The 4,685-nt window shown below is 27.3% G+C and carries 5 protein-coding genes; all 5 read left to right on the plus strand.

The window, feature by feature from the left end:
- Positions 1–968: ABC transporter substrate-binding protein (locus J7G74_RS00720; RefSeq protein WP_297130467.1), on the plus strand; the 968-nt coding region annotated here is incomplete at its 5' end.
- Positions 968–1,840 carry an ABC transporter permease gene (locus tag J7G74_RS00725; protein ID WP_297130471.1) on the plus strand — a complete coding sequence of 291 codons (873 nt, stop codon included), beginning with the start codon at positions 968–970 and terminating at the stop codon, positions 1,838–1,840. The genes J7G74_RS00720 and J7G74_RS00725, both read left to right, overlap by 1 nt.
- Positions 1,837–2,661, plus strand: a complete 825-nt coding sequence (locus tag J7G74_RS00730) for an ABC transporter permease (RefSeq protein ID WP_297130474.1) — start codon at positions 1,837–1,839, stop codon at positions 2,659–2,661. Before J7G74_RS00725 ends, J7G74_RS00730 begins: the two co-directional genes overlap by 4 nt.
- 18 nt (positions 2,662–2,679) lie before the next feature.
- The gene (locus tag J7G74_RS00735) at positions 2,680–3,717 is read left to right on the plus strand and encodes an ABC transporter ATP-binding protein (RefSeq protein WP_297130479.1); all 1,038 of its coding nucleotides are present in this window, start codon (positions 2,680–2,682) and stop codon (positions 3,715–3,717) included.
- On the plus strand, positions 3,714–4,580 hold the full coding sequence (locus J7G74_RS00740) for a nucleoside hydrolase (RefSeq protein ID WP_297130483.1): 867 nt from the start codon (positions 3,714–3,716) through the stop codon (positions 4,578–4,580). The genes J7G74_RS00735 and J7G74_RS00740 overlap by 4 nt, the downstream gene beginning before the upstream one ends.
- The last annotated feature ends 105 nt before the right edge of the window (positions 4,581–4,685 follow it).

A 4,685-nucleotide genomic window follows, 5' to 3' on the forward strand; every position in this document is an offset into this window, starting at 1 on the left:
ACCAAGTTTTAAGTCAATTAACTGGTGAAGTTCAAGCTGGTGAAGAAGATGGAAGTATAGATATGATATGGATAAATGGTGAAAACTTTAAATCAGCAAAAGAAAATAATATGCTTTATGGATCATTTTTAGAAAAACTTCCAAATGCAGGAAAATATCTTGATCTAAATGCAGATGAAAATAAATATGATTTTGGATATGAAATTGAAGGATATGAAGCCTCATATGGAAAAGCTCAGTTAGTTTTTATTCATGATAGTGCTGTTACAAGTAATGTACCAAAAAACACAGAAGAACTTTTGAAATTTGCAAAAGAAAATAAAGGAAAAGTTACTTACCCAGCTTTACCTGATTTTACAGGAAGTGCTTTTGTACGAAATATAATATATGATATATGTGGATATGAACAATTCCAAGACATGGAAGCTGACAAAGAAACTGTTAAAAAAGCTATACAACCAGCACTTGATTATTTAGTAAAATTAAATCCGTATTTATGGAATGAAGGTAAAAGTTTCCCTGCAGACTCAACTCAACTAGATAATATGTTTATGGATAAAGAAGTAGTAATGTTTATGAGTTATGAGCCTTATTCAGTGGCAAGTAAAATAGAAAAAGGAAGTTATACAGATACTACTGAAAGTTTTATATTTGATAATGGGACAATAGGAAATACTAACTACATGGCAATAGCTAAAAATTCGGGAAATAAAGCTGGAGCAATGGTTGCCATAAATGAGATGATAGGTGCAAAAATGCAAGCATCTAAATTTAACGCAATAAAAACTTTACCAGTAGTTGATAATTCTAAATTATCTGAGGAAGAATCTAAAATGTTTGATAATGTAGATTTAGGAAAAGGTACACTTTCTCAAGAGGAATTATTGTCAAAAAGACTTCCTGAAATGCCTGCAGATTTAGTTCCAATAATAGAAGAAATATGGTTAGAAGAGGTAGTTGGTAAGTAATGAGAAAAAAGTATACACCTTATTTACTTTTACTACCACAAATTATACTATTGATTATATTTGCAATAGGACTTATAAATGGAATCACGCAAAGTTTTGGCGTGATTCCTACTTTTGGTTTAAGAGAACCTACTTTAAATTACTACAAAGAAGTTCTAATATCAAAATACATGTTAAACTCAATACTATTTAGTTTGTATATTGCAGGAACTTCATCTATATTTGCGGTAATTATAGGGACTTTAATTTGTATGATTATTGTAATAAACAAAAAAACAATAAAAATATATGAAAGATTAGTTCAAATACCAATTGTAGTACCACATGTGGTAGTAGCAATTTTTATATTAAATATATTTTCAAAAAGTGGTCTACTAGCGAGGATACTTTCAGCTTTAGACTTAATATCTAGTCAAGAACAATTTATAAATTTAGTCTATGATAAATATGGAATAGGAATTATTTTAGCATATTTATGGAAAGAGATACCATTCATTATTTATTTTGCAATATCTATTATGGCTAATATAAATGATAGTTTAGGAGAAGCAGCTATAAATTTAGGAGCTAGCAAGTGGGAAACTTTCAGAAAAGTAACGCTACCTTTATGTAAAAATACAATTTTAAGTGGATTTTTAATAATTTTTGTATTTGCATTAGGTGCCTATGAAATTCCACAGCTACTTGGACCAACCTTACCAAAGGCGCTACCAGTTTTATCTTATATTCAATATATACATCCAAATTTACAAAATAGACCATATGCTATGGCACTAAATGGGATTATAATACTTATATCTCTAATATCAGCTTTACTTTACTATAAATTGATTAAAAATAATATTTCAGCGTTGAAGGATAAAAATAGATGAAAAAATTAAAAAAAAATAAATTTTATATAAGCAAGATAATATTAGTAATTGTAGCTATTTGTATTTTACTACCTTTACTAAATATAATAATATGGTCATTTACGGAAAGGTGGCCTTGGCCAAATGTATTTCCAGAGAATTATTCTTTAAGAGGTTTTAAAGAAATTTTCGGAAGAAAAGGAGAAATGATACAGCTTTTTATGTCTAGTATAATGTTATCTATGATAGTTGCCATACTATCTGTAATTATTGGACTTATGAGTGCTAGAGCTTTTGTATTTTACAATTTTAAAGGTAAAAATCAGATTTACTTTGCATCTATATTGCCTTTTTTAATACCTTGTACAGTATTTGCTATGGGTATTCATGTTACATTTATAAAATTAGGTTTAAGTAATACAATACTAGGGGTAATAATAGTTCATTTAATTTACTCACTTCCTTATGCTACGAGACTATTAGTAGATGGAACAGAAGCAGTAGGACAAAAACTAGAAGAACAAGCAAAAGTATTAGGGGCTAATACTTTTCAAGCATTTACTAAAGTTACATTACCAATTTTATCTCCAGTAATATTATCAGCCCTTTCTATGTCATATATAGTATCTTTTAGCCAATATTTTTTAACTTTGCTAATAGGTGGAGGTAAAATAAAAACTTTTACTATAGTAATGTTTCCATATATAAGCGGAGGAGACAGAAATATAGTAGCATCTTATACTATAGTATTTTTAGGAATAACTATGATTATATTTAGTTTTTTTTACTATATAGTATCTAAATTTAATAATAATATAAAGACAGATTTTTATAATGTATAGAAATAACAGGTGAAACAGATGAGTTTAAAATTAGAAAAAATAAGAGTAAATTTACAGGGGAATGAGATTTTACATAATATTAATTTGAATGTGGAGAAGGGAGAGTTTATATCCCTTTTAGGTCCTTCTGGATGTGGGAAAAGTACCCTACTAAAAAGTATAGCAGGACTTAATGATTTGGAAGAAGGAAAAATAATACTATTTGGAGAAGAAATTCAAGATATTGTACCTGAAAAAAGAGGTACAGTTATAGTATTTCAAGACTTAAGATTGTTTCCTCATTTATCAGTGGAAAAGAATATTTCTTTTTCCATGGATTTGAAGAAAGTTCCTAAAAAACAACAAAAGGAAATTGTAAAGAAGCTTCTTAAAGATGTTCAACTAGAAGGCTTTGAAAATAGAAGAATAAGGGAAATGTCTGGAGGACAGTTGCAGAGAGTAGCACTGGCTAGAGCTTTAGCATCAAATCCTAAGATATTACTTTTAGATGAACCATTTTCTGGGCTAGATGAAAAGTTAAGAGAAGAAATGGGGAAACTTGTAAAGAAACTCCAAAGAGAGAATAAAATGACTATGATTTTAGTTACTCATGATAAGAAGGAGGCGTTACAACTTTCTGATAAAATTGCATTAATGCTACATGGAGATATTATTCAGTATGATACTCCTTATAACATGTATAGATATCCTGTATCAATGGAAGTTGCAGATTATTTTGGAAGAAATAATTATTTATCAGGTGTAGTTAAAGATAAAATATTTAAAAATGAATATTTTGAAACTAAATGTGATTTGAATGATGGAAATTATAAAGCAATGATTAGATCTTCATCTATCTTAATAAATGAAGAAAAAGATGATTTTAAAATTAAAAATATTGTTTATTTAGGTGATTTTGTTGAAATTATTTTAGGTAATAATAAAAAAGAAATATTAGTTAAGAGCAGTTCTGATATTTTAAATAGTGATAAATTTAAGATTAATAATAAAGTTGGAATAAATATAAAAGAAGATGAAATTTGTTATTTTGAGGATTGTAAAGAGGTATGTTTATGAAGAATGTAATATTTGATTGTGATAATACTTATGGTATAAAAGATTGTGATGTTGATGATGGACTTGCACTAATATATTTGATAGGAAATAGTGATGTTAATTTATTAGGAATAACTACTACTTACGGAAATAATAAAGTAGAAGTAGTTTATCCAAATACTTTAAAAATGATAAAAGAATTAAAAGTAGAAAGTTTACCTGTTAAAAAAGGTGGTATAAATCCAAAAGATTTAGATAATGAAGCTAGTGATTATCTAGTTGAGATGGCTAATAAATATAATGGAGAGTTATCAATATTAGCAACAGGTTCACTAACAAATCTTTATGGAGCATATTTAAAGGATAATGATTTTTTTGAAAAGGTAAAAGAGATAGTATTAATGGGGGGAATAACTGAACCATTAATTTTTGCAAAAAGGCAAATGGACGAATTAAACTTCTCATGTGATCCTATTGCTACATATACAGTTTTAACTAGAGGAAAAAATGTGTCTGTAATAACTGGCAATAATTGTCTTAAAGTACTTGTGACTAGAGAAGATTATGAAAGAGAGTTAAGTAATTATTCTAATCCTATAGTTAAGTATATTAAGGAAAAAGTTGATTATTGGTTTGATTATAACTTAAATAACTATGGGATAGATGGTACTTATAACTGGGATGTGACAGCAGCTACTTATCTTATGAGACCTGAAGTTTTTAGAAATAAAAGATTTAAGATGAAAGTAAATGTAGATGATTTAAAAACTGGTTTCTTAAGAGAAAATGATGATAATAACTGTATTTTAAATCTGCCTGTTATAGATAAAGAGGAAGAATATAATAAGGAGATTTATAGTAATTGGAAGCGGGTTAAAATATAGAATTCAATTAAGTTAAAACTATTATTAGTTTATATTTTATTTAAGATAATTTTTAATTATTTCTATTATTTTCTTACTTATTTTGCATCTAATGATGTATTTGTA

The sequence above is a fragment of the Terrisporobacter sp. genome (assembly GCF_017888745.1).
In the GTDB taxonomy this organism is placed as follows: Bacteria; Bacillota; Clostridia; order Peptostreptococcales; family Peptostreptococcaceae; genus Terrisporobacter.